The 24,276-nt window shown below is 63.3% G+C and carries 26 protein-coding genes; 8 read left to right on the top strand and 18 right to left on the bottom strand.

Annotated features, from left to right (window positions below):
• Nucleotides 1-13: 13 nt before the first annotated feature.
• Both AC07VH_RS03415 and AC07VH_RS03420 read right to left on the bottom strand, forming a co-directional pair.
• Nucleotides 14-268, bottom strand: a complete 255-nt coding sequence (locus AC07VH_RS03415) for a hypothetical protein (protein ID WP_475415038.1) — start codon at nt 266-268, stop codon at nt 14-16.
• Nucleotides 269-292: 24 nt separating this feature from the next.
• Nucleotides 293-1,078: a DNA/RNA non-specific endonuclease gene (locus AC07VH_RS03420; protein ID WP_475415037.1), complete on the bottom strand. Its 786-nt coding sequence runs from the start codon at nt 1,076-1,078 to the stop codon at nt 293-295.
• Nucleotides 1,079-1,305: 227 nt separating this feature from the next.
• Between AC07VH_RS03420 and AC07VH_RS03425 the strand changes: the two genes are divergently transcribed.
• A complete protein-coding gene (locus tag AC07VH_RS03425; protein WP_494786773.1) occupies nt 1,306-1,833 on the top strand; it encodes an SRPBCC family protein in 528 nt (175 codons plus the stop codon).
• 72 nt (nt 1,834-1,905) lie between these two features.
• On the opposite strand, the gene AC07VH_RS03430 is transcribed toward AC07VH_RS03425, so the two are convergent.
• The 6 genes from AC07VH_RS03430 to AC07VH_RS03455 all read right to left on the bottom strand — a co-directional run bounded on the left by AC07VH_RS03430 (nt 1,906) and on the right by AC07VH_RS03455 (nt 8,936).
• Entirely contained in the window at nt 1,906-2,919 is a 1,014-nt protein-coding gene (locus tag AC07VH_RS03430) for a response regulator (RefSeq protein WP_475415035.1), read from the bottom strand.
• Complete coding sequence (locus AC07VH_RS03435) at nt 2,912-4,009, bottom strand: hybrid sensor histidine kinase/response regulator (protein ID WP_494786774.1); 1,098 nt, start codon at nt 4,007-4,009, stop codon at nt 2,912-2,914. The genes AC07VH_RS03430 and AC07VH_RS03435 overlap by 8 nt, the downstream gene beginning before the upstream one ends.
• 1 nt (nt 4,010) lies before the next feature.
• Nucleotides 4,011-5,354 (bottom strand): sensor histidine kinase, encoded by a 1,344-nt coding sequence (locus AC07VH_RS03440; RefSeq protein ID WP_494787111.1) that lies wholly within the window; start codon nt 5,352-5,354, stop codon nt 4,011-4,013.
• Between the two features lie 2 nt (nt 5,355-5,356).
• Nucleotides 5,357-6,751, bottom strand: a complete 1,395-nt coding sequence (locus AC07VH_RS03445; RefSeq protein ID WP_475415033.1) for a class I SAM-dependent methyltransferase — start codon at nt 6,749-6,751, stop codon at nt 5,357-5,359.
• Nucleotides 6,752-7,014: 263 nt separating this feature from the next.
• The gene (locus tag AC07VH_RS03450; RefSeq protein ID WP_494786775.1) at nt 7,015-8,040 is read right to left on the bottom strand and encodes an AraC family transcriptional regulator; all 1,026 of its coding nucleotides are present in this window, start codon (nt 8,038-8,040) and stop codon (nt 7,015-7,017) included.
• Nucleotides 8,040-8,936, bottom strand: coding sequence for a GGDEF domain-containing protein (locus tag AC07VH_RS03455; RefSeq protein ID WP_494786776.1), 897 nt, complete (start codon nt 8,934-8,936; stop codon nt 8,040-8,042). The genes AC07VH_RS03450 and AC07VH_RS03455 overlap by 1 nt, the downstream gene beginning before the upstream one ends.
• A 307-nt stretch (nt 8,937-9,243) precedes the next feature.
• On the opposite strand from AC07VH_RS03455, the gene AC07VH_RS03460 reads away from it, so the two are divergent.
• Nucleotides 9,244-11,778: a TonB-dependent receptor gene (locus tag AC07VH_RS03460; RefSeq protein WP_494786777.1), complete on the top strand. Its 2,535-nt coding sequence runs from the start codon at nt 9,244-9,246 to the stop codon at nt 11,776-11,778.
• 17 nt (nt 11,779-11,795) lie between these two features.
• A complete protein-coding gene (locus AC07VH_RS03465) occupies nt 11,796-13,655 on the top strand; it encodes a phytase (RefSeq protein WP_494786778.1) in 1,860 nt (619 codons plus the stop codon).
• A 78-nt stretch (nt 13,656-13,733) separates the two neighbouring features.
• Here AC07VH_RS03465 and AC07VH_RS03470 read toward each other — a convergent pair whose 3' ends face one another.
• Together AC07VH_RS03470 and AC07VH_RS03475 are read right to left on the bottom strand one after the other, a co-directional pair.
• Nucleotides 13,734-14,150 (bottom strand): hypothetical protein, encoded by a 417-nt coding sequence (locus tag AC07VH_RS03470; RefSeq protein WP_494786779.1) that lies wholly within the window; start codon nt 14,148-14,150, stop codon nt 13,734-13,736.
• Between the two features lie 607 nt (nt 14,151-14,757).
• Nucleotides 14,758-14,958 carry a KTSC domain-containing protein gene (locus tag AC07VH_RS03475; protein ID WP_494786780.1) on the bottom strand — a complete coding sequence of 67 codons (201 nt, stop codon included), beginning with the start codon at nt 14,956-14,958 and terminating at the stop codon, nt 14,758-14,760.
• A 229-nt stretch (nt 14,959-15,187) separates the two neighbouring features.
• Between AC07VH_RS03475 and AC07VH_RS03480 the strand changes: the two genes are divergently transcribed.
• Complete coding sequence (locus tag AC07VH_RS03480) at nt 15,188-16,066, top strand: EamA family transporter (RefSeq protein ID WP_494786781.1); 879 nt, start codon at nt 15,188-15,190, stop codon at nt 16,064-16,066.
• 237 nt (nt 16,067-16,303) lie between these two features.
• On the top strand, nt 16,304-16,648 hold the full coding sequence (locus AC07VH_RS03485) for a c-type cytochrome (RefSeq protein WP_494787112.1): 345 nt from the start codon (nt 16,304-16,306) through the stop codon (nt 16,646-16,648).
• A gap of 104 nt (nt 16,649-16,752) precedes the next feature.
• Here the strand turns inward: AC07VH_RS03485 and AC07VH_RS03490 are convergent, their stop codons facing one another.
• The 5 genes from AC07VH_RS03490 to AC07VH_RS03510 form a co-directional block, all read right to left on the bottom strand.
• A complete protein-coding gene (locus tag AC07VH_RS03490) occupies nt 16,753-17,115 on the bottom strand; it encodes a hypothetical protein (RefSeq protein WP_494786782.1) in 363 nt (120 codons plus the stop codon).
• A gap of 12 nt (nt 17,116-17,127) precedes the next feature.
• A complete protein-coding gene (locus AC07VH_RS03495) occupies nt 17,128-17,391 on the bottom strand; it encodes a DUF378 domain-containing protein (protein ID WP_326456128.1) in 264 nt (87 codons plus the stop codon).
• A 213-nt stretch (nt 17,392-17,604) separates the two neighbouring features.
• Entirely contained in the window at nt 17,605-18,135 is a 531-nt protein-coding gene (locus tag AC07VH_RS03500; RefSeq protein WP_494786783.1) for a GNAT family N-acetyltransferase, read from the bottom strand.
• Between the two features lie 7 nt (nt 18,136-18,142).
• Nucleotides 18,143-18,715: a helix-turn-helix domain-containing protein gene (locus AC07VH_RS03505; protein ID WP_494786784.1), complete on the bottom strand. Its 573-nt coding sequence runs from the start codon at nt 18,713-18,715 to the stop codon at nt 18,143-18,145.
• 32 nt (nt 18,716-18,747) lie between these two features.
• A complete protein-coding gene (locus AC07VH_RS03510; protein ID WP_494786785.1) occupies nt 18,748-19,647 on the bottom strand; it encodes a LysR family transcriptional regulator in 900 nt (299 codons plus the stop codon).
• A gap of 120 nt (nt 19,648-19,767) precedes the next feature.
• Here AC07VH_RS03510 and AC07VH_RS03515 point away from each other — a divergent pair, with 120 nt between their 5' ends.
• Both AC07VH_RS03515 and AC07VH_RS03520 read left to right on the top strand, forming a co-directional pair.
• On the top strand, nt 19,768-20,844 hold the full coding sequence (locus AC07VH_RS03515; RefSeq protein ID WP_494786786.1) for a YeiH family protein: 1,077 nt from the start codon (nt 19,768-19,770) through the stop codon (nt 20,842-20,844).
• 106 nt (nt 20,845-20,950) lie between these two features.
• Entirely contained in the window at nt 20,951-21,592 is a 642-nt protein-coding gene (locus AC07VH_RS03520; protein ID WP_409028637.1) for a LysE family translocator, read from the top strand.
• 2 nt (nt 21,593-21,594) lie between these two features.
• Here AC07VH_RS03520 and AC07VH_RS03525 read toward each other — a convergent pair whose 3' ends face one another.
• The gene (locus tag AC07VH_RS03525) at nt 21,595-22,359 is read right to left on the bottom strand and encodes an alpha/beta fold hydrolase (RefSeq protein ID WP_494786787.1); all 765 of its coding nucleotides are present in this window, start codon (nt 22,357-22,359) and stop codon (nt 21,595-21,597) included.
• Nucleotides 22,360-22,445: 86 nt separating this feature from the next.
• Here AC07VH_RS03525 and AC07VH_RS03530 point away from each other — a divergent pair, with 86 nt between their 5' ends.
• Nucleotides 22,446-23,204: an AraC family transcriptional regulator gene (locus tag AC07VH_RS03530; RefSeq protein WP_494786788.1), complete on the top strand. Its 759-nt coding sequence runs from the start codon at nt 22,446-22,448 to the stop codon at nt 23,202-23,204.
• Here AC07VH_RS03530 and AC07VH_RS03535 read toward each other — a convergent pair.
• Both AC07VH_RS03535 and AC07VH_RS03540 read right to left on the bottom strand, forming a co-directional pair.
• Complete coding sequence (locus AC07VH_RS03535) at nt 23,201-23,842, bottom strand: CatA-like O-acetyltransferase (RefSeq protein WP_494786789.1); 642 nt, start codon at nt 23,840-23,842, stop codon at nt 23,201-23,203. The genes AC07VH_RS03530 and AC07VH_RS03535 overlap by 4 nt on opposite strands.
• A 37-nt stretch (nt 23,843-23,879) precedes the next feature.
• The gene (locus AC07VH_RS03540; RefSeq protein ID WP_494786790.1) at nt 23,880-24,269 is read right to left on the bottom strand and encodes a DUF5071 domain-containing protein; all 390 of its coding nucleotides are present in this window, start codon (nt 24,267-24,269) and stop codon (nt 23,880-23,882) included.
• Nucleotides 24,270-24,276: the final 7 nt, after the last annotated feature.

Here is a 24,276-nt window from a genome sequence, read left to right on the forward strand (position 1 = left end):
GTCCGTGCCCGCGTCACTCGAAGGGATTGGCCACCGACGTCACCTCGGGCGGCGGCAACTGGTCCGGCAACTCCTGCTTTTCCAGCTGGGCCACCACGTCGGTCAGCAGTTTTTGCAGCTGCCTGGCCAGCGCCAGGCCCGGCTTGTCCAGGGTCAGGTCGATGTCGCCGCTGAGGCTGATGCGGTCGACCCGGTTTTCGATGGTCAGGCTGCCGATTTCCAGCACATCGCTTTCATTGGCGTAAGGGACGAATTTCTTTGCGCACATGGGATTTCCTTTTTGACGGTCTTGTTATTTCTTGGACTTGCTTTTCACCTTGGGCAAACTCAGCATGCGCAGCTTCTGCTGGCGCGTCAGCGACGGTAACAGATCGATGCCTATCCTGTCTTCCAGTTGCGCAATGCTCAGCACTTCATACGTCTTCGTGTCGACGTTTTCAATGAAGTAGGCGGCGCCGGCACGCTGGCGCGGACTGTACACGGCCTTGTACAGATGGCTGGGCACGATCACCCGGCCCACCTTGCGCAGGTTGCCGCCGATGAACGCCGGTCCCGTGATCACGTACAGGTCGCCCTCCTTCTTCGCCATCTTGCGCACGGCGCCCTCGATGCCGGCCCACACATAGCGGTTGTTGCGCGCGTCTTGCGGCACCATATTGGCCAGGGTAAAGCTGTCGCGCTGGCTCTGGCGGTCCGGCATGTCGCCGTTGGGCGCCATGTGGCCACGGTCGAAGCCGCTGCGCGCATAATCGGCCAGTTCCGCGCGCTGGGCGGCGGGCAGCTTGCGTTCGGCATGAAAGGAGTTTTCGCGCGACAAATCCTGCGCCGCTTCCAGGTTGTTCGCCGTCAAGTGCTCGGCCGACCACAGCGGCGTGCGCGTGATACCCGAGTGCATCACGCCAAACACGTTATAGCACAGCTCTTTGGTCGCCACGTCCAGCTTGGGGTTGGTGATTTCCGGCTTGCGGCCGTCGACGTAGTGGGCGGGACAGGCATCGGCATGCGCCAGGTTCGCGGCAAAGGCGGAAGCCAGCACGCCGCACGCCAGGGTCAGCCTGGCGATCGATCGTTGAATCATATTTCCCTTTGAAATCTTTGCAGGCCAGCATTCTAGCGGACGCGGGCTCCCGCCACAAACCTGGCGTGCGCGCCTGTGCGGGGCGGCAAATTGGCGTGCAGGCGGGCGTGCAGGCGGCCCTGCGCAAAGCCGGCGCAAATAAAGGCCAACAGGCCGCGCACGGCCATTCATATCTGCTAAGATTGCCTTGATTCGTTCGCATCGACCATTCAAGATTTGGAGAGCATATGATCAAAAAAACCCTGCTGCTGATCGTTGTCGTCGTCGCCGCCATCCTCGGCTATGCCACCACCAAGCCCGACACCTTCAGTGTCCAGCGCGAAATCACCATCAAGGCCCCGCCCGAGAAAATCGCCGCCCTGATCACGGACTTCCATTACTGGGCCGCCTGGTCGCCGTGGGAAAAGCTCGATCCCGCCATGCGCCGCACGTTTACGGGGCCGGCCAATGGCCTCGGTGCCCAATATGCGTGGCAAGGCAATGACAAGGTGGGCGCCGGCCGCATGGAAATCACGGAAGCGGCCCAGCCCGAGCGCACCGTCATCAAGCTGGACTTCCTCAAGCCGTTTGAGAGCCACAACACCACCACGTTTACCATGGCGCCCGAGGGCGACGGCACCAAGGTGAACTGGACCATGACGGGCCCCAGCCCTTACGTCAGCAAGGTCATGACGGTCTTCGTCAGCATGGACAGGATGATCGGCAAGGATTTTGAAAAAGGCTTGAACAACCTGAAGGCGGCGGCGGAACGCTAAGCCCGCCCACCGCCAGCGGACACAGGGCCCGCGCGGCCCTGTTGTATTTGGCACGCCCCCTTGCGGGTACCGTCAGAACTGCTCGATCCAGGCCGCCAGGTGGTCCGGCGTGAGCGCCGGCTCGGCCTGCACCACCTTGCCCTGCAAGCCCAGTTCCGTTTTGCTCAGCTGCAAGGACCAGCCGCGCCGCGCCAGCCACAGCAAGCTGGCCAGCCAGAACGAGTGGATGGCCGAGACGGGCATGGTAGTCGGCGTTTCCAGGAATTCCGTCAGCAGGCGGCCATCGAGGAACAGCGCCGTGCCGCCCTGGTTTTGCAGTGCCGCGCCAAACACGGGCAGCAGCATGTCGATCGCCTGCTCCACGCCGCGCCCCGGATGCTCGCGCTCGAGCGTGTCGAGCTGCTGGCGCACGGCGGCGGCAAAGGCCGTGCCGCGGAAGGCTTCCGAACTGACCAGATCGGCATAATCCATCAGCAGCCAGTCCGGCTCGGGCGGCGTGACGCCGGCCGTCAGGGCCGCCGACAGATACGCTTCCACGGGCAGCTGCTGTTCCGGACCAGCCAGGCTGGCGCACAGCGCATACAGGGTGCCGATGCGGTTGGCGACGGCTTGCCGCTGGCGCACCATCAGCTTTTCACGCAGCAACTGCGCGTGTTCATTGCGCAAGCGCGCCAGTTCCAGCGCCTGCTTGAGCTCCATGCGCAGCGCCGCGATATCCCACGGCTTCTGGATGTAGCGGTGGATCTGCCCCTGGTTGACGGCTTCCACCGTGTGCTCCAGCTCGGAATACGCGGTGGTCAGGATGCGCACGATGTGCGGATGGCGGTCCCAGCAATACGACAGCAGCTCGTTGCCGTAGGCGCCAGGCATGCGCTGGTCCGACACCAGCACGGCGATGCGGTCGGCTTGCTCGTCGAGGATGCGCTTGCCTTCCTCGACCGAGGTGGCCGTCAGCACCTCGGCCAGCGGCGCGATGGCGCGCTGGAAGTATTTGAGGGCGTTGGCCTCGTCATCGACGTAGAGTATCGTCGGCAAGCCTTGCGCCGGCTCACGCTGAGCCGGTAAACGCAGATTGGCGTCAATCATGCTCGTTCCTTATATGTACTGGAAAATTCAGGGTGACCGTGGTGGAACTGCCAAATTCGGTGGCGATATCGAGGTTGCCGCCGAACGACTGCATCATGCGGTGGCAAAACACCATGCCCCAGCCCTTGCCTTCGCCGCCGCTGCTGCTCAAGGGGTCGATCAACAGCTGTTCGACGATCTCGGGGGCGATGCCGGCGCCATTGTCGCGCACCGTGATGCGGCCCGCATCGATGCGGATGCCGATCGCCGGATGGGCTTGCTCGCCGGCCGAACGCAAGGCATTCGCCAGCACGGAAGATAAAATCAGCGCGACGCAATTGGGCGACTCGGCAATGGAGAAATCGTCGCCCACCTCGACCGCGATGGCGGCGCGCTGGGCCGTGCTCAAAGGATAGCTGTCGAGCAAGGCGTCCAGCAGCTGGCGCGCGCTGCCGGCGCGGCGTCCACCCTGCATACCCGGCCCGCTGCTGGCCAGGCGCACCGTGTCGACAAAGCTGGCCAGCACCGACAGGCAATAGCGCGCATTGTCGTGCATCAAGGCGGCCGCCTCGCCGATCTCCGCTTGCGGCGTGGAATCCGCCTGTGCGCGCCGGGCGATGCCGCGCGCAAAATTGGCGATGGCCGCCAGCGGCGTGTTCAATTCATGCGCGAGGAAGGCCAGCGATTCCTCCATCGCCACCAGGCCCTGGCGGCGCGCGGCCCGCTCGCGTCCCGTCTGCACGGCCAGCTGCAGCGCCGTTTGCATGGCGGCCAGATCGAGCGGCTTTTCCAGCAGGCGGAATAAGGTGCCGCCGTTGATCAGCTCCAGCAGCACGTCCTTGTCCGCATACGCGGTGACGAGCATGCAGACGATGTGCGGATAGCGCTGCGCCACGTCCTGCAGCAATTCGCTGCCCAGGCGGTCCGGCATGCGGTAATCGGTGACGAGCACGTCGATGAGGCCGGCCTCGTCTTCCAGCAAGGCCAGCGCCGCATCGACGCTGGGCGCCGTCAGCACGCGGTAGCGCTGGCCGACGGCGCGCTCGAAATACTTGCAGGCGAGCGCTTCGTCGTCCACGTACAGCACGCTGGCGCGGCTATCGTTGTCCATGCTAGCGGCCCTCCCAGTCGGAACGCTGCAAGTCGAAATTCATGCTGGCCCATTCGCCGAGCACGCTTTCGGCGCTCAGGGTGCCGCCGTGGCGCTCGATCACGCCATAGCTGATGCTCAGGCCCAGGCCCAGGCCCTGCCCCACTTCGCGCGTGGTAAAGAACGGCTCGAACACGCGCGCCAGATTTTCCGGAGCGATGCCGGGGCCGTTGTCGCGCACGCTGATGCGCAGGCGGTTGTCGTCCCAGTGGGCCGTGACGCGGATCTCGAACGGCGGCGCATTGCCCTTGCGCATGGACAGCACGGCATTGCCCAGCAAGTTGATCAGCACGCCCACGATGGCCGCCTCGTCGCCACGCACCAGGGTGTCGACCGGCAAATCGTGGCTGATGCTGACGTTCTTCGTTTCATGCCCCACGAGGCGGATGGCCGCGTCGAGCGCGCTGCGGAACTGGAAGTGCCCCGTTTCCAGCTGGTTGCCGCTCTTGCGGTAGGCGAAGGTTTTCAAGTCCGAGACGATGTGCTGCACGCGCAACATGCCCTGCTTGGCGTCGGCCAGGCATTCGCTGACCAGCGCGCTTTGCTTGGCGGCCGGGTCTTCGATGGCCACCTCGATGGCCATCATGCAGAAATTCACGGGGTTATTCACTTCATGCAACATCCCGGCGGCCAGGGTGCCGATGGCGGCCATCTTCTCTTGCTGCAGCATCTGCCCCTTGATATCGGCCAGGCTTTTATTCGTTTCTTCCAGCTGCGTGTTCTTTTGCGCCACTTCCGCCTTCAGCTGGAACAGCATGAAGCGGGCGCGTTCATTGAAATAGGTAAACACGGCGCTGATGCTGGCCGACATGATAAGGAATAAACAGTTAACGACAAACGTGCTTGGCAAGTCGAAGCCGCCCGCATGCCAGGCGCAGGCAGCCACGTACAGCAGGCAGGAAATGGCGCCAAAGACCATATTTTGCCACAGGCCGAAGGCCAGCACGATGCCCGACGAATAAATGGCCAGGGTCATGCCCACATAATAGATCGAGGTGGCGCCTTCCGTGACGGCGATCATCCAGGCGATCATGATTTGCGGCAGGATCAGCCAGACAAAGGTCAGCCCCTGGATGCGGTCTTGCGCCCAGCGCGTGCGCATGGCCAGCACGACGCAAAAGATCAGCACGGACACGAGGATGCGCGCGCTGGTAAACGCCGACTGCTTGTCCGGGTACAGGGCCGAATCGAGGCCCATGCCCAGCAGGATCAGCACGATGCCCGTGTAGGCCCCGCCGCGGCTGAATTCCAGGCGGAAGTCGCGCAAAACGGCCGTGTAGCCGGCATGCAAGCCTGGGGTATCCATCATCAAGGAATGCTCACTTCCGCAAATACATTCACGCCCGTGGCGTCGACATAGATCAGCGGATCCGTCGCATGCTCGGGCAGCAGGGCCGACAGGCCCGCTTCATCGCGATAGATCAAATGCCACTCCAGCAAATGCTCCATGCCGAACTTGCCCGGATTATCCGCGTGCACATTCGTCACCAGCAGGCGCCCGCCCGGTCCCACGCGCGAGGCGAAGTGCAGCAGCAGGCGCGCGCACACCTTGTCGGACAAATAATCGAACAGGCCGGCGCAATACACGGCATCGAAACTGCCGGGCAAGCCCGTGGCGCCGGAGCCGTGGCGGCGCTTGAGCAGGTTATGCACGGAGTCATGCACATAATCGATCTCCACCACGCGCCCCGTGCGCTGCATGATGGTGGTCAGGCGCGCGCGCGTCCAGTCCAGGGTCTCGCTGCTGAAGTCGACCAGCTCGAAGGCCAGCCATTGCGCATCGGGACACGTTTCCAGGAAACGCTGCACCTCGATGGCCGGGCCGCAGCCCACGTTGAGCACTTTATACACGCGCCCGGCGGCGCGCGCCGCGGCCGCCTTCTGCGCCAAAAATTCCGTCAGGATATCGATGCGGTTGCGGTGCGCCGTCGCCACGGCCGCCTGCAGGAAGGCGGCGTTGACGATCTGAAAATACGTGCTCGGGCCCTGGCGCGGATCGTCCAGCAACTGATTGACCATCTGGTAGTCGCCCGCATAGCCGAGCGGCTTCGTAAACGTGCGGAAGACGAAGGGCGCGCGCAGGATCAGCGGATGCAGCGCCGCCTGGGCGAACGCGCGGTGGGCCGGCGCCCGCTCCTCTTCGACCAGCGAAGCCTCGGTTTCGAGCTGGCGCAGGTACAGCTGGGTTTGTTCCATCAGGGGCAAGGCCAGCTCGTCGAAGATATCGGGGCGCAGGCGGCCGTTTTCCTTCGGCAGCGAATCGGACAGGTCGACCTGCTCGACCCAGCGCGCCACTTCCGACAGGAAGGCGCGCATTTCGTTGACGACGATCTGGTAATCGCGGCGGATGCGGAAGCGCTCGCCCCAGCCGGCGACAAAGGCGCTCGACTCTTTCAACACGGCGCCCTTGACCACGACCACGTCGCTCAGCTCGCGCCACTCGTCGATCAGGGTCACGGAAACGATGGCGGTCAGGCCCGTGTTGACGCTGCTGATGACGACGGCCTTGCCCACGTAGGCGTTCTTCGCCCCCATGCGCACCGTCACGTCATTGAGCACCTCGCTGACCTGCACAATCGAGTATGGATTGTAGATTTCCATGACCAGCGAATTGCGCTGCAAGTTGAAAATCGTGCCGCGCACCGCCTCACCCTGGGTGTTGCGGAAACTGACGACTGGATCGATCTGCGATTGTGAATACACGATTGAGCATTATCAAGTTGCCTGGTTTCCGGCGCACCACACTGGTGACGCCAGCTTCCAGGCTGGGTTAAGGCACGGCACACCGGTCGTCTGCCGCCGGCCCGCCATCGCGATGGCGCTGTCGCGGCGTCGCGTGGCGCCGTGCCGGAGCGCCTCAAAGCGCGTCTGTTCGCTCTCTGATCGAGTGTACTATGGATGTAGCAGAACGGGCAATTGTTCCCGCAGGAACGACTGTCCGTGGCGCAGGCGCGCAACGCCGGCGTTCATCCCGCCACGAACAGGGCCAGCGCGTGACGCAATAGTTGCGGCGTTTGCCCCGTCCAGCGTTTGAACGAGCGGCGGAAGTTGGTGGCATCATGAAAGCCGAGGTAGGCGGCCACGGCATCGTTGTCGTAGCCATGCGCCTGGAACAGGTAGATCGCCTTGTGCGCGCGCACCTGGTCCAGCTCGGCCTGGAAATGCGTGCCATGGCGCGCCAGATGGCGTTTCAGGGTGGCGGGACTGACGCCGAATTCCTGCGCCGTGCGTTCCAGGGTCGGCGCGCAGCGGATGTTCGCCAGCAGGTAGTCGTACAGCGCACCGAGCAGGCTGGCGGCGGGCACGGGCGCCAGGGCCGCCGCGCGCAAGGCCAGCGCGGCCGCCGTGGCATTGCCGCGCGGCCAGGGCTTGTCGAGCCAGCTGGAATCGATGAGCATGGCGTCCACCTGGCAATCGAAACGCAGGGACTGGCCCAGGTGCACTTCGTGCTGCTCCACGTGGCGGGGCCGCGCGCGGTTGAAACAGAAGCGCCATGGCAAGGACTCGCCCGCCAGCCAGCGGCACATGGCCGCCAGCGCCGTCATGTGCATTTCCACCAAAAAAGGCAGCTGGCTGGGCGCGCCGAACGCATCGACCCAGTACAGCACGTGCATGTCGCCCGCCACACGCAGCCGGGGCTGCAGCAGCGGACACAGCAAGGTATGGAAGTCGCACAGGATGGTCAAGGCCTGGCGCAGATTCTGCGCCTGCAGCAAGGCGTGGCTGGCCGCGCCGTAATGGCCGGGCAGCATTTGCTGGCCCAGCATGAAGCTGGTGTCGGCACTGTCGAGGCCGCGCGCCACGTTGGCCAGCAACTGCAGGTATTGCGCGGCGCTGACCTGGCTTTCCGCGGACGGCAGCGCGCCGCCGTCCAGGCCCGTACCCTTGAGCAAGGGCGCCGTGGCCAGGTCGCGGCTGCGCGCATAATCGAGCACCAGCGCCGGCTGGTGATGGGCCGCGATGCTGGGGTCGCCCTGCTGGTTCAGCGGCATCAGGCGGGCGCGGCGCTGGCGGAACGCGGCTGCGGCGTTTCCACCGCCCGGCTCAGCTCGGCCAGCACCACTTCCGGCACGCCTTCGGTGAGCGAACACGCATGCCGCAGGCTCAGGCGGATTTCGCGGTTGTCGTTGGCATGGTGGCGCATCTGCCCCACCATGGCGCACAGGTGGCGCGCCTTGACGGCCGCATCCTCGCGCGACACGCCCGGCATCAGCACGGCGAAGCGGTCGCCCGCATACCGGCACAGCAAGTCGTCATTGCGCAAGTTCAACAACAGCATGTGGCCCACGGCTTGCAGCACGCGGTCGCCTTCGCGGTGGCCATATTCGCGGTTAATCAGGTGAAAGCTGTCGATGTCGAGCAAGACCAGCGCGCAATCGAGGCCGGGGCGGCGTTCCTGCTCCAGGCGCATCTGCGTGCGCAGGTAGCTGGCGTCGGCCAGCTGCGTGATGCGGTCGAAGGCGCGGTGGTCGCGGAACAGGCGTTCGCGCTTTTGCAGGTGTTCGTTCAGGCGGAACTGTTCCAGGCGCCAGTAATACATGCCGATCGTCAGCACCAGCATGCCAAACGGGATCAAGGCTTCCAGCCAGTTGTCCCACACGGCGCGCTTGTCGACGGCAAAGAATTCGTCCAGGCAATCGGCCCAGGAACCCAGCATGATGGCGCACAGGCCGCCGGCGATCAGGCTCGTCACCCGCCCCCGTGGACGGCTGCTGAGGGTAAACAAAAACCAGATGCCCGCCATGACGGCCGTGCCGCCTTCGCAGACGATATCCATCCACTTCCAGATGGCAAACGGTTTAACATGGCCCAGTGTGGCGTACAGGAATAAAAACAGGGGCAATGCCAGCGCGGCGGCAATCAGACTGTTACGGTGCAACGGCAGCATGTGGGGAACCTTTAAAAGTGGTGCTGTCGCCACGATAGCGCCCGCCCATGACGGCACGATGACATGCCCCGCGCCCGTGCGGCAGGTGCAAACGGCTCAACATCAGCAGCGCGGCGCAGGCAAATGCGGCAAGCCGTTGCCCATGCGCCCCGCGCCGGCAGGTCAATTCAGCTCACCCCGGTTCATTTCCGGCTGGAAAGCGTTCACCCGCCGTTGTTTTCAGGGTGGCAAGCCCTTGCCTGTCACGCAACCGTCATATTTGCTGCCTAGAATCCGCCCGGTTCCTTCCTCCCTAACCGAGCTCTTCATGAAAACCATGCACCCTTCCTTCCCCTCCCCGCTGCGCCTGACGGCCGCGGCCCTGGCCGTCATGGCTGTCTTCAGCGGCGCCAGCCAGGCACAAGCACAGGACGACGGCCAGCCGGCCGCCACCGTGGTCGTCAGCGGCCAGCGCGCCAGCCTGCGCAACGCCATCGCCGCGCAAGAGAAAGCCGACAACATCATCAGCGTCATCAGCAGCGACGATATCGGCGGCTTGCCCGATAAAAACGCGGCCGAGGCACTGGCCCGCTTGCCGGGCGTGTCCGTGCAGCGCGACCAGGGCGAAGGCCGCTACATCACGGTGCGCGGCCTGGGCCCGGACCTGAACGCGGTCACCATCAACGGCGCGCTGGTGCCGTCGCCGGAAGCGGGCCGCCGCGCCGTGGCACTCGATATCCTGCCTGCCGGCCTGATCCGCACGCTGGAAGTCTCGAAAACCTTGCTGCCGGAAATGGACGCCAACTCGCTGGGCGCCACGGTCGAGGTAAAATCGCTGTCCGCCTTCGACTTGCCGGGCAAGCTGCTGTCGGCCAACGTGGCCGCCAGCCATGATGAAAAGACGGGCAAGACCAGCCCCAGCGGCGGCGCCCTGTGGGCCCAGCGCTTCCTCGACGGCAAACTGGGCGTGGCCGCCGGCCTGAGCGCGGAAAAGCGCTCGTTCGGCTCCGATGACGTGGAAACGGGCGGCGCCTGGAGCAAGGGTAAATTGTCAGGCCTGGAATTGCGCGACTACCTGCCCGTGCGCAAGCGCGGCGCCCTGGCCGTCAACCTCGATTACCGTCCCGAAGCGGGCAACAGCTGGTTCTTGCGCTCTTTTGTGAGCGAATTTTCCGACGATGAAGTGCGCGACCGCCTGACCATCAGCAATATCGCGGGCGGCAGCCTGGCCGAAGGCCAGACGGCCAGTGCGCGCGCCGAACGCCGCATCCGCCAGCGCAAGTACACGCAGCAAGTGCGCTCGCTCGTGCTGGGCACGCAGCAGAAATCGGGCGACTGGACCCTGGACGTGAAAGGCGGCCTGAGCCGCGCCACGGAAGACACGCCGGAATCCTTGAACGACGGCCGTTTCCGCGGCGTCAGCAACTTTAACGGCATCAGCTTCAACGGCACCGAGCAACCATTGTTGAGCGGCCCCGCCTCGCTGTACGATCCGGCCAGCTATGCTCTGAACGCCATCACCCTGCAAAAGCGCTATTCGAAGGACAATGAACACCACGCGCGCATCGACCTGGCGCGCAAGTTCGACATCGCCACCCTGAAATTCGGCGCGAAAGTCAGCCGCCGCGAAAAAAGCAATGACACGGATCAATGGGCGTATAACAGCAGCAAGGCTTCCAGCGGCAATTACTGGGGCGCCGGCTCCACCTCGATGAGCGCCTTCGTGCAGGGCCACAATCTCGACTACGACCTGGGCAACATCGGCGTGGCGCTGGACCCGGCCCTGATACGCGCCAGGGTCGCCGGACTGGACCGCGACAAGGCGCGCCTGGCCACGGAATCCATCATCAACGATTACCGCATGCATGAAGACATCAACGCCATGTATGTGCAGAACAGCTATGACTTCGACGCCTGGCACATCCTCGGCGGCGTACGCGCCGAGCGCACCAGTTTCGAGGCCGCCGGCTCGCAGGTGGACAGCGCCGGCGTCGCCACCGCCTTGACGCGCGAGCGTTCGTACACCAACTGGCTGCCAAACCTGCAAACCCGCTATGACCTCGATCAAAAGACGAGCGTGCGGGCCGCCTGGACGCAAGCCGTCGTGCGCGCCAACTTCAGCCAGCTGGCTCCGGGCATCAGCCTGGCCAGCAACACGGAAGCCGTGATCGGCAACCCGGACTTGAAACCCTTGAAGGCCAACAACCTGGACCTCGGCATCGAGCGCGTGCTGGGCAACGATGGCGTGATGTCGGCGTATGGCTTCTACAAGGACATCAAGAATTTTACATACACGACCAACCTGGCCGGCACGGGACAATGGACGGGCTACACCACGGCCACCTCGTATGCGAACGGCGACGCGGCAAAAGTCAAGGGCATCGAACTGGCCTACATGCAGCCGCTGCGCATGCTGCCTGCGCCGTTCAACAAGTTGCTCGTCGGCGTCAACGGCACCCTGAGCACCTCGCGCGCGCAAATCGGCCGCTTCGACAAGGCGAGCAACAAGCAGATGAACCGCGACATCCGCCTGCCCGGCCAGTCGAACCAGGTGATGAACCTGATGCTGGGATATGAAACGGGACCCGTCAGCGCCCGCCTGGCCCTCAACTACAAGTCGCCTTACCTGCTGGAAATGGGTGGCGATATCCTCGACCAGAGCCAGGACCATATCGTCGCCAGCCAGAAGCAGCTCGATTTCTCGCTGTCGTACCAGATCAGCAAGCAGTTCCAGGTGACGTTCGAGGCGGCCAACCTGAACAACGAAAAATACTATGTCTACCAGGGCACGAAGCAATACAACGTGCAGAACGAACAATACGGCCGCACGTTCAAAGTGAGCCTGAAAGCCAGCGCCTTCTGATGATGATTTCAAATAACATGAAAAAAACCGTACTCTGCAGCGCTTTGCTGGCTGCCTTCTGCCTGGGCGCCAGCGCGCAGGCCGCGCCCGCCAACGCCTTGCCGGCCTTCACGCAGGAGGCGGAAGAACTGGCCCGCCTGCCCGGCGGCGGCTGGCTGACGTTGGACAAGCACGGCTTGCGTCTGTTCAATGCGGCCGGCCAGGAACAGGACCGCATCGCCGTGCGCGCCAAGCAGCTCGACACGCGCATCGATGGCGGCAAGGTGCTGGCCGTGTTCCTGGAAGCGGACACGCAGCGCCCGCTGCCCGTGTCCGTCGACGTGCAGGCTGGCAAGCTGGTGAAACTGGCGCCGTTTCCCGTGCCGACGTTTTCCGTGGAAGCGTCGTGCCTGTACCGCGACGCCCAGCAGCTCGATCATCTGTTCTTGATCGGCAAGGATGGGCAGGCGGAACAGTGGGTGATGCAGGGCGAGCAGCGCAGCCTGGTACGCAAACTGGCCTTGCCCCCGCACGCGAAACATTGCCGCGCCGACGATGGCGCCCAGCGCCTGCTGGTGAGCGAGGCCAACATGGGCGTATGGGCGTATGAGGCCGAGTCCGAAGGCATGGGCAAGCGCGAAGTGGTGGCCCTGCGCAAGCCGTATGGCCAGCTGGACGGCGGCGCCGGCGCCTTGGCCGTACTGCCCGGCGGCGTGGCCGTGCTCGACGGCAAGGCAGACAAGCTGCACCTGTTTGCTCATCAAGGCGGGCAGTGGACGGCGCAACCAACCCAAACCGTCGCCTTGAACGTGCGCAAGGGCGACAGCCAGCTGGCGCTGGACAAGGACGCCTTGCTACTGCGCGGCAAGAACAGTTGGCAGGCGCGGCCCGTGAAATGGACAGGCAAGGCGGAAACCTCGCCTGCGGTGGCCATCATCGCCCCGCAAGCGCAGACGGAACCGATGGCGCGCCAGGGCGACGCGGCCGACGACCCGGCCATCTGGCTGTCCAGGAACCCAGCCGATGCGCGCATCCTCGGTACCAACAAGAAGCAGGGACTGCTCGTCTACGACCTGCAAGGCAAGCAGACGCAGCTGCTAGAAGTGGGCCGCCTGAACAACGTCGATGTGCGGCAGAATATCCAATTGAATGGCAGCAAGGTCGACCTGGCCGTGGCCACGCAGCGCGACGACAACAGCATGATGTTGTTCACCATCAATGCCAGCGGCGAGGTGGCGGAAGCGGGCCGTTTTGCTACCGGCCTGAAAAGCATCTACGGCATGTGCTTGTATCAGCCAGCGGCCGGCGGCGTGCAGGCGTTCATCAACGACAAGGACGGCACCTTCCAGCAATACAGCATCGGCCTGGAAGGCGACAAGTTCAGCGCGACTCTGTTGCGCAGCTTCAAGGTCGCGACGCAACCGGAAGGCTGCGTGGCCGACGACGCCAACGCCCGCCTGTTCCTGGGCGAGGAAACGCGCGGCGTGTGGACCACCTCGGCCGACGCCGCCAAGCCGGACGCACTCACCATGGTCTTGCCCGTGGGCGCGAACCTGGCGGCCGACGTGGAAGGCATGGCCATCTACCGCCAGCCGGGCGCCAAGCCCGGCACCGGCTACCTGATCGTCTCCAGCCAGGGCGACAACAGCTACGTGGTGCTCGACGCGCAAGCGCCCTACAAGGTGCGCGGCCGCTTCAAGGTAGGCTTCAACTTGCCGGCCGGCATAGACGGCACGTCGGAAACGGATGGCCTCGACGTCACCTCCGCCAACCTGGGCGGCGCGTATGCGCAAGGCATGCTGGTGATCCAGGACGGCTACAAGCGCCTGCCGGACGGACCACAGAACTTCAAATATGTGGCGTGGGGGGATGTGGCGAAGGCCTTGAAGCTGGAGTAATCAGGCAGGAACGAGGTTGGGCCTGCCAGGGAGTGCGCCTCATTGGGGCGCACTCCGGTCCTGAAAGGACCGGCCCCGCTACTGTGTGCGCGGCATATCAATATGAAATGGCAGCCGTTTACCGCATAAGTCCACCATGCCCGACACGAGCAGGCGCCGTGCCGACAATTCAACAATGTTGACGGCCGACACGTCACCATACTCCATCATATAGATACCCGATTCCTCTGCCTCGGGATGCATATCCAGCATCCCGATCGCCAGCGCTCCTCCCTGCCCTTCCGGTATGCGCAAGCCATGCAGGAAAAAGGCCGGCGGATACAGCGCCCACGACCACTCCGCATCCTCCGGCTCGGTCAAGCGCATAAACACATCGTCGTCGCCATGAATATCGATGTTTAGCTCCAGCATTCCGCTGCCATGGGCTTCCAAGCTAATGCTTGATTTCGTTACATCCACTTCAAAATTGGTGTTGCCGATACTGAAAACAGTCATTCAATACTACTCCTGAGTTACAAGCAAATATACGGTGCGATAAACAGCAAGAAATGCAGAATTGCCCTGTCTTCACCATATTCATTCAACTATTGTTAATGCGCACAGCAATGACATTAAACTTTACCGCCTTTAATAATGTCAATGAAAGCAAGAAAGGGCCGTTTACTCCGAAAAACACGTAAAATTTGTAATGCCCGCTTCCGCCCCGAAGCGGACAATTTCGATCTGGCCGATGCGGACCTTAGAGGCACGCAGGTGCCCACATACAGCCAGGTACAAATGAAACAATAAGGTACGCTAAGCAAGACCAAACGCTAACGGCCACAACCCAAAGCAGTTTCCTCACCAAAGAATAGGAAAAATAGCTTACGGTGAGAACTGCAGCACCCAGTGCCAGAAAGAGGGAAATTGGCTCAATAAATTCAGGGAAGGGCCACGGCAGCCGGTACTGCCAGTACATCAGCGCGATTTTGGAGACGGGGACACATCCTGCTGCGAAAGCAAGCGCCGGGACGCTCGCATATCGAGGGCGTACTTTAAAATTCATGCTATCCATAAATGCCCGCTGTTGGCCGATTGCCGACTCTTTTAGTCAAAATTCCGATTAGCATTGGTATCGGTCTTTGATGTGCTCATTGTAGTAAATACCCTTGGAGTAGGCACGCATGAACGCAGCATGCACATTTGGAGGTACTCGGCAAAAATCATAACTATGTCCCTGCTGGAATTGGATGCGCATGTGAGCTGTTTGCTCGTCGTAACCAATTGCAACAATGGCGCTGGAATTTACCCGGACCATTTGCATGGCAGCTCCCGAAAGTGTTAAGACTCAAAATGGTAAAGGCTGTTCGATTAGGAGCGGCTACTTCTGACCATTAGTAGTAAACGATTCCACAACTGTAGCGTATCTTGCAACATGATATCGAAAAAGAAGCCGCAATGCACCAGTCATGTCAGCAACTACCTCGTTAAATCTCCCCGGCTTACCAATCTGCCAGCGACTGCCAGCCTCAGGCATATTAAAATACCGTCCCATGACCTCCCCCGCCTCGACCTCCTCTCTCCCCGACAGCATCCTGCTCCCTTCCCTGGCCGTTCTGGGAGGGCAGATTTCCGTCAATCTGGGGGCGGCGATTGCGAAGAATCTGTTTCCCGTCATCGGGGTCGAGGGGATTACGGCGTACCGCGTGGGGTTCTCGGCGCTGATCCTGCTGGCCATCTTCCGGCCGTGGCGCTACCGGCTGACGCGCAAGGATGTACTCAATTTGCTCGTCTATGGTTCCGTGCTGGGGCTGATGAACTTGCTGATTTACCGGGCGTTTGCGCTGATACCGATCGGCATCGCGGTTGCCATCGAGGTGACGGGGCCGCTGGCCGTGGCCATGCTGTCGTCGCGCCGGCCCCGCGATTTATTCGCCGTCGCCTGTGCCGTGTTCGGCTTGTATTTGCTGCTGCCCCTGCAAGGCAGCCCGGGCAGCCTGGACCCTGTCGGCGTGGCGTATGCGCTGGGCGCGGCCCTGTGCTGGGCGATGTACATCATCTTCGGCAAGCGCGCCTCGACCTTGCAGGGCGGCCAGGCGGTGGCCTGGGGCATGACGGTGGCGGCCATGGTGACGGTGCCCATCGGTGTCGCGTATTCGGGCACGGCCCTGCTGGCGCCATCGATTGCCTTGATGGGCCTGGCAATCGCCATGCTGTCCAGCGCCCTGCCGTATTCGCTGGAAATCTTTGCCCTGCGCCGCTTGCCGCAGGGCGTGTTCGGCATGTTCAGCAGCGCGGCGCCGGCCGTCAGCGCGCTGGCCGCCATGGCCGTGCTGGGAGAATTGCTGAGCCTGACCCAGTGGCTGGCCATCGCCTGCATCGTGTTCGCGTCAGCCATGGCGGCGCTCGGTGCACAGGGCGGCAAGCGCTAAGTAATCCTCAGGAAATTATTGTGAATTTATGACGAACAGAACCGAATGCTATGCAAGGCACCCGCTGCGACGCAGACAGGCAGGTTTTGATGCCGACCTGTAAAATATGTCAGCGCTTGCCATACAGCCCATTCAGTCCAATTCCAGTCCAATTCCGCCTCGCCAATGACATCCCCATTTGCTTTTCGCTTGCTTTTCCCTCTGACCGCGACAGCCCTGCTGCTGGCGCCAGCCGCCATGGCCAACGCGGCCGCGCCTGCCGCTAAGCCTGCCGTGCAGGGCAATGCGGAAGCGGGCAAGGCGGCGTTTCGCAAGTGCGCCTCCTGCCATCAGGTGGGCCCATCGGCGCGCGGCGGCTTCGGCCCCAAGCTGACAGGCGTGATCGGCCGCAAGGCCGGCACCACTACCGACTACAAATACTCGGCAGCCATGAAAAACGCGAATATCATCTGGACCGAGCAAAACCTGGCCGCCTTCCTCAAGGCGCCCAGCGATTTCATTCCCGGCAATAACATGCGTTTCTGGGGCATCGGCAATGCCCAGCATGTGGCCGACCTGCTGGCCTACCTGCGCACGCAGTAAGGCGTAAAACCGTAAAAACGCAAGAAGCCAGGTATAAAGCCAGACAGGCATCAGGCCAAGCACAAGCATGGCGCACGCAGGCAGATGGATCCGCATCGCTCCCCTTAGCGATCCAAGGCATCGAACACGCCCTTGCGCTTCTTGTGCGCCGCCTCGTATTCGCGCAGGCGCTTGCGCTGGGCGGCAGACAGGCCGTCCAGCTTGTCGCGTATCTGCGCCACCGTCAGGTGCTGATAGCCGGCAATCGGCAAGTCGCTTGCCGCTGGTGCGTCAGCCGCCTTGGCCGCAGGCTTGCCCGCCCCTTCCTCGCCATGTGCCTCCTGCGTTTCACCCGCTTGCGCCCTTTGCTTGTTCACGATGCGGGCCGCGACTTCGTCCTCGCGGCCCGGATAGCGCCCTTCCCGCTTGAATTCTTTTTCCAGCTTCCTGAATTCACGTTCGCGCTTGGGACTGGCACCGACAGGCATGTCACCTCCCGCCTAAGGCTTGGCCGGCAGCTTGCGCACGCACAGATAGATGGAATACAGCGCCGCCAGCCCCACCAGCACGTACACGCCGCGCGACGCCGTCGTCATGGCGCCCAGGATGCGGGCCACGATGTCGATATCGAACAGGCCCACCAACGCCCAGTTCAAGCCGCCCACGATCAAGAGGATCATCGAGATCCAGTCGACCACGTTCAGGCGCTTTGCCGTCATTTCCTGTTTTGCCGCACCGTCCGATCCTGCCTGGATATTCGCCATATCAACCTCCTGATAGAAGAAAGGACCCGCCGCCGGGTCGCTGCAAGGAACAGTGTAGGCGCGGCGCCGGCACGCGCTAGTCGGACGATGCCGGGTATCGGGGTAGGAGGGATCTGTAATCAGGTGGGTGATTTTATCTGGCAACAAGCCAGCCCACAGTGGCGGGCAGCGGCATCGTACGGTCCTTGTGATGCCAGAGTTTGCCTTGCCAGGTCATTGCTGCAGTTGCTTGTACATGATGGTGGTGGCGTCCAGCCGGTCGCCGGCCGGCGCCAGCGCATAGCCGGGGATGCTGCCCGCCACCACGTAACCGAGCGACAGGTACAGCGGTTCCGCGTGGTCGCCGCTGCGCGTGTCCAGGGTCAGCAGGCTGCGCGGCAAGAGGCGTGCCTGTTCTTCCAGCGCCTGCATCAGCTGGCGGGCGATGCCATGCCGTCGAAAGGCGGGCGCGACCAACAGCTTGCGCACTTCGGCCCGGTGCGCCTGGTTGGGATTGGTGTCCCAGTCCAGCTGCACGGCGCCCGCCACCTTGCCCGCCACTTCGGCCACCAGCAGCAGGCGCACGCCGCGCGTCACGGCAGGCAGCACATTGTCCGTCCAGAACGCCTGGCTGGCCGCCACGTCGAACGGCAGGATAAAACCGATGCTGGCGCCGTCGTGCACGCAGTCTTGCAGCAAGGCGCCCAGCTCCGGCAGGCGGTCACGAATATCGGCGGAACTGAAACTGCACAGCGATGGGGACATATCAACCTCAGACGATGAACAAAAAATAGCGGGCGCCGCTGTCGGCTGGCGTCATGAACGCGCTGGCGCCATGCAATTGGTAGCGCAGGCAATCGCCGGGCATCAAAGCGTGGGAGCGGCCGTCGACCGTTACGTTGAGCTTGCCGTCCTGCAGCAACAGATGGTGTTCCATGCCGAGCCGGGGCGAGGCCGCGTAGGTGATCGTCACGCCCGCACCCAACTCGCATGCGAGCGCTTCGCCGGCCAGCGCGCGCGACGGGGGCGAGACGGAGCGGCGGACAAAACCGGTCTCCGGGTCCGTCCACACGCTTTGCTCGGCCCGCCGCAGCAGGGGCGGAAAATCGTCCTCGACCATGCGCAGCAGGCGCGACATGGCCAGGCCATACGCGGCGCACAGCTTGCCCAGCACGCTAGTCGTCGGGCTGACTTCGCCGTTTTCCAGGCGCGACAAGGTTGCACGGCTGACCTGGCTCAAATGGGCCAGCTGGTCCAGCGACCAGCCCCGCTCCACGCGCAACTGTTTTAATCGCGCGGCCAGGCGCTGTTCTGTCTCGCTCTCTGTGAGCGTTGAATTTTCCATATAAGGGAATTTATTCCATATATGGAAAAACGTCAAGCCATGCGCGAGGCGTGGCGGCACAGTTCCAGAAAACCCCTCAAACGGGGCGAGAGGATCTTCTTCGATTGGCGGATCAGATAAAAGTTGCGCTCCAGGGGCGGCAGCATGGTTTCCAGTTCTACCAGTTGCCCGCTGGCCAGCAAATCGGCCACGACGACCCGCGACAGGCAGGCGATGCCGAGACCGGCCGCCGCGCCATACTTGATCGCTTCCGAATTGCTGAACTCGCCTGCGGCGCGCAGATAGTGCAGATACGGCACCAGCGCTTGCTCCACGGCTTCGCGCGTGCCCGAGCCCGCTTCGCGCAGCAGCCAGCCCGCCTGGTTCAGCTCCGCAAAACTGAGCAGATGGCGGAACTGCGCCAGCGGGTGCGTGGGCGCGGCCACGATCAGCATCTGGTCCGTCAGCCACGGCTCCACCAGCAAGCCCGCTTCGTGGCACGGTCCTTCGATCAGGCCGATATCGACACGGAACTCCGCCACGGCGGCCGCGATGTCGGCCGTGTTGGCAATCGTCACCTGCGGAATGCTGCGCCCGTACTGCTGCGCCGCCTGGGCCAGGATCTGCGGCAGCAGATAGATGCCTATCGTCGTGCTGGCGCCGATTTGCAGACTGACGGGCACAGACGGGTCGGCGCCCGCGAACTGGCGTTCGATGCTGGCGGCCCCGTCGCGCATCTGCCGCGCCTGCGGCAACAGCAGGCGGCCATTGTCGTTGAGCAGCAATCGCTTGCCCACGCGATCAAACAGTTGCGCCCCGAGCAGGGTTTCCAGTTCGTTCAGGGCCGCGCTGGTGGCCGATTGCGACAGCGCGATCAGCTCGCCGGCCGCGCTGGTGCTGCCGGTGTCCGCCACGGCCAGGAAAATCTGCAGTTGCCGCAAAGTCAAAGCCATGCTGTTTCCTCTCTCAATTTACCTATTTTTCAGGTTAAACATACAAAAACAATCCGTTTTACCATTTAATCAGCGAACTGTACAGTCATGCCATACGAACCAAGAACCATGGAGTACGGCATGTCTTCCCTCTCAACAAGCAACACAACAAGTTTCAGCGACCGCTACGGCCGCCTCCTTCCCGGCCTGCTGCTGAGCGGCATCATCGCCTGGGGCGCCATCGCGCTGGGCAAGCTGGAATGGATGCAAAGCCACGGCATGAGCGCCCTGACCCTGGCCATCATGCTGGGCATTGTGCTGGGCAACAGCGTGTATGGCGGCCTGGCGCCCACCTGCGGCGCGGGCGTGGCTTTTTCCAAGCAGACGTTATTGCGTCTTGGCATCATCCTGTATGGCTTCCGTTTGACCTTCCAGGACATCGGTCAGGTGGGCCTGGCCGGCATCGCCATCGACGCGCTGGTGCTGACGTCCACGTTTGGCCTGGCCATGTTCCTGGGCACCAGGGTGTTCAAGCTGGAACGCAACAGCGCCATCCTGATCGGCGCGGGCAGCTCGATCTGCGGCGCGGCGGCCGTGATGGCGACGGAACCCGTCGTCAAGGGCCGCAGCGAGGATGTCACCGTGGCGGTCTCCACCGTCGTGGTGTTCGGCACCATCGCCATCTTTCTGTATCCCGTGCTGTACCAGCTGAACCTGGGCTGGCAAGTGCTGGGCGCCACGCCCACGGCCTTCGGCGTGTACATCGGTTCGACCGTGCATGAGGTGGCGCAAGTGGTGGCAGCCGGCAAGTCGATCGGGCAAGAGGCGGCGAATGCGGCCGTGATCGCCAAGATGGTGCGCGTGATGATGCTGGCGCCGTTCCTCGTCATCCTGTCTGCCCTGCTGGCGCGCGGCAAGGCCAAAGATGGCAGCCACGACAAGGCGGCCAAGCTGGCCATCCCCTGGTTTGCCTTCATCTTCATCGGCGTGGTGGCCTTCAATTCGCTGGGCCTGTTGCCAGCCAGCATGGTCGCCACCATCACCGACATCGACACGGCCCTGCTGGCCATGGCCATGGCGGCCCTGGGCTTGACCACGCACATGTCGGCCATCCGCCGCGCCGGCATCAAGCCCTTGCTGCTGGCCGGCCTGCTGTTCTGCTGGCTGATCGCCGGCGGCGCCGCCATCAACCATGTGGTCGCCAGCCTGTTTGCCTGAAGCAAAGCCTGATTCAGGCGGGGCCGCCGGCGCGGGAGCCGAAAACTTCGTACAATAAGCGTGTTTTGACTCCCCAATCCGGCTCCGGCCCCACCCAGGAACACCCATGCACCTCTCGAACTGGCTGCTTTTCTGCAGCGTCGCCCTGCTCGTCACGTTTTCTCCCGGCCCGGCCGTCTTGCTGGCCATCTCGAATGCCATCGCCGTCGGCCCGCGCCGCGCGATGATCAGCAGCATGGGCAATGGTTTTGGCTTGTTCATCATTTCCGGCGTGGCCATGGCCGGCATGGGCGTCGTGCTGGCCACCTCGGCCACGGCCTTCATGCTGCTGAAACTGGCCGGCGCCCTGTATCTGGTGTTCCTGGGCATCAAGCAATGGCGCAGCAAGACCAGCGTCGTGGCCGATGCGCCCGTGGTGCAAGGCGCGGCGAATCCCAATTCGTTCTGGAAACTCTTCCGTCAGGGTTTGACGGTCGCGCTGACCAATCCGAAAGCCATCCTGTTCTTTTCGGCCCTGTTTCCGCAATTCATCACGCCGGGCGAGCCGGTGGCCATCCAGTTCACCGTGCTGACGACCTCGTTTGTCGCCTGCGCCATGCTGGCCCACTTGTTCTACGCCAACCTGGCGCGCCTGCTGAAAACCCAGCTGGCCACGCCGGGCCGCGCCAGGTTGTTCAACCGCATCACGGGCGGCGCCTTCGTCTTGCTGGGACTGAGCCTGCTGCGCCTGCGCAGCAAGGCCGCATAAGGTCACTGCGCCGATAGAAACGCCTCGATGCTGGCCGCCAGGGCCAGCGGCGTCTCATTCATCGGATAGTGTCCCGCATTGCCCAGCACCTCCAGCCGGGCTTGCGGGTACCACGCCAGATACGTGCGGCGCATCAAGTCCGCATCAAAACGGGGGTCGTGTTCCCCCACCAGCGCCAGCAAGGGCAGGTTCGGCGCCGATCCTTGCACTTCGCCGCTGAAATCCGTTTCGCTCCACGCGAGAAAATAGGCGGCGAACGCGGCCTGATCCGAACTTTCCCACGAATACCGCGCCTTCCAGTCCAGCCAGGTAGCGGACAAGCGCCCGCCCGTGCTGCGGTCGATGATGGCGCGCCGCGCCTGCACATTGCCGCTGGCGTCGAGAAACAGCGCGCGCGCCGTCCCCTGCAGCGCCACGCCACAGCTGGGCACGGGCGCCACGGCCACCAGCTTGCGCAAACGCAAGGGCGCCAGCAAAGCCAGCCGTTCCAGCGCCATGCCGCCCATGGAGTGACCAACGACGCTGAACGTGGCAAAGCCCAGCGCATCGGCCAGCGCCAGGGCGTCGCGGGCGACCTCTTCCATCGAATACTCTCCCGCCGCGCCGCGCATGCCGCCATAGCCGCGATTGTCCATGAAGACATAGCTGAAAGCGCCGCCATCGAGGGCCGCTTCCATCGGCGCAAACGCGTGCGCGTCGCCGAACCAGCCGTGCAGGACGATGACGGCGTGGGGGCCATGGCCCACGCGATGATAGGTATTGTGCATGTTCACTCCTGAAAAAGAGTGTGATGGTAAGCGGCCGGCAAGCGGCCCGCCTTCGATGGCAGGTCAAATACTGTAGAGTACGGGCCATGGATGATTTTTATACAGAAGTGCCGCGAACACTGATCGCCACCGCGCGCGACCATGCCTCCGGCGAGATATTTCCCAGCCACAGCCATGCACGTGGGCAATTCGCCTATGCGGCACGCGGCGTCATCAGCGTGCACACGCCGCAGGGCAACTGGCTGGTGCCGCCGCAACGGGCTTGCTGGGTACCGGCCGGACTCGTCCACGGCATGCGCATGCATGGCGCCGTGACCATGCACAACGTGTTTATCGCCCCGGATGCCATCGCCAGGATGGGCTTGCCACCGGATTGCCAGGTGCTCGATGCCACGCTGCTGCTGCGCCAGTTGCTGGCCGCAGCCGTGACCGTGGAAGCCTTGTATGCGCAGGCGTCGCGCGCCGGACGATTGATGGCCTTGCTGCTCGACGAGATCGCCGCTGCCAGACCCCTGCCCCTGAGCGCGCCCCTGCCGCAGGATGCCAGGCTGGCGCGGCTGTGCATGGACATGCTGCGGCAACCGCGCCTGGACAGCGGCCTGGACGCGATGGCGATGCAGGCGGGCATGAGCCGGCGCACGTTCACGCGGCAGTTCCGCGCCCAGACGGGGCTGGCCTTTGCCCAATGGCGCCAGCAAGCGTGCCTGCTGGCCGCCATCACGCGGCTGGCCGAGGGGCAAGCCGTCACCCGCGTGGCGCTCGATCTCGGTTATGCCAGTCCCAGCGCTTTTACGGCCGCCTTCCGCCGCGTGCTGGGCCAGGCGCCCAGCGACTATCTAGCCTAGGAAATGATGGCGGCGATGCGCTGCGCCAGCGCCTGCGCCAGTTTCTGCACATGGTAGCCATCGACAAAGCCATGGTGGGCCTGCGCGGAAAACGGTATCCGCATGCGGCCATCCTGCTGCGCGGGGCCGAATTTGCCCCAGGTAAAGGTCGGGATGTCGGCGTCGCGGTGGCGGCAGATCGGGTGCTCGATGGCCGCCAGCTCCAGCCATGGCAGGCAGGTGATGAAGATATTGTTGCGCTGCTCGCGTTCGGTCTCTCCCTCGCCCGTGTTGATCAGCGCGCAGCTCGCTTCCGCGAGGCGCTTGGCTTCCAGGCTGCGTTCGATGAAGAGATCGAGCTGGTCCGTCATGGCAAAACGCGTGTAATTGAGGTTCTCGTCGCCGTTGATGACGGTGTAGGAAGCGGGAAAGTCGTCGATCTTGATCACTTCGCCCTGGCAGATGCGGTACATGAAGTTGTCGATGTCCTTGACCGTATTGAGCAGGCAAAACAGGAAAAAGTGAAACACGGGAACGTTCCGCTCCTTGCACCAGGGCCGGAAATCCGGCACGTCGAGCTGGAAGTTGATGTTGACGAGGGGATTGTCGAACGCCCGGAACAAGTCATAGCGGTCGCGCCGCTTTGCAAAATTTTTCATGCGGCGAGTGTAGACGATGGAAGTGCTGGCGGGCAAGTCATGCCGCACCGGCAGCGCTGCTCGCCAAAATTTCCCGGGCCGCCTCCGCCACGCCTTCCTCCAGCTCGGCAGTCGTAGGCGCCAGGGCGAAGCGCTGCAATTCCCCGTCCAGGGCCGCTGCCAGCCCGGGGGAATGGCGCACGATGCCCAGCAATACAACATATTTCCACTGTTCATCGTCACTGGCCAGCACCGTTTTGAGATACGGAGCCAGGCGTGGACCAATGCCGGCCAGAAAAGGCAGGAGGATGGAGGCCACGGGCCAGTTCGCGTCCTGCACCCACTCGAGGATCTGCGGCATGGCGGGACGGATTTCCTCCCATGGCAAGGCGGTCAGGGCTTGCGCATTGCCCGTATCGTGTTTATCGCGCGGCAATGGCAGACTCATGCGAGGC

Source organism: Janthinobacterium sp. GW821-FHT03C10, assembly GCF_059420865.1.